The sequence below is a fragment of the Gryllotalpicola sp. CP2-P1 genome (assembly GCF_057512245.1).
Window position 1 is genome coordinate 1 of sequence record NZ_JBLRDT010000408.1, and the last position, 323, is coordinate 323.

A 323-nucleotide genomic window follows, 5' to 3' on the forward strand; every position below is an offset into this window, starting at 1 on the left:
TTCACCGCCGCCGCCCGCGCCCCCGAAACCCCCACCATGGGCGGCGCACACCCCACCGTCCTCATCGTGGTCAACAGAGACGACTTCCAGACCGGGCACGGGACCGCCCGCATCGACGGCGAAGACCACCCCATCACCGCCCAGGCCGCACGGCGCATCGCCGAAACCGGCGGATACCAAGAAGTCCTCGTCGGGCCTTCAGGGAAGATCCTGAACCTCGGCGACACCCACAGATGCGCCTCGCCTCAGCAGAGACGCGCACTCGCGGTGCGGGACAGAGGGTGCGTCATCCCCGGCTGCACCACCCCCGCCAGATGGTGCGA

Annotated in this window: 1 protein-coding gene; it reads left to right on the plus strand. The window is 69.7% G+C overall.

The genetic code is table 11. From position 1 onward, the window contains the following. Positions 1 to 36 precede the first annotated feature (36 nt). Positions 37 to 323: DUF222 domain-containing protein (locus tag ACM2XV_RS15610; protein WP_487027619.1), on the plus strand; the 287-nt coding region annotated here is incomplete at its 3' end.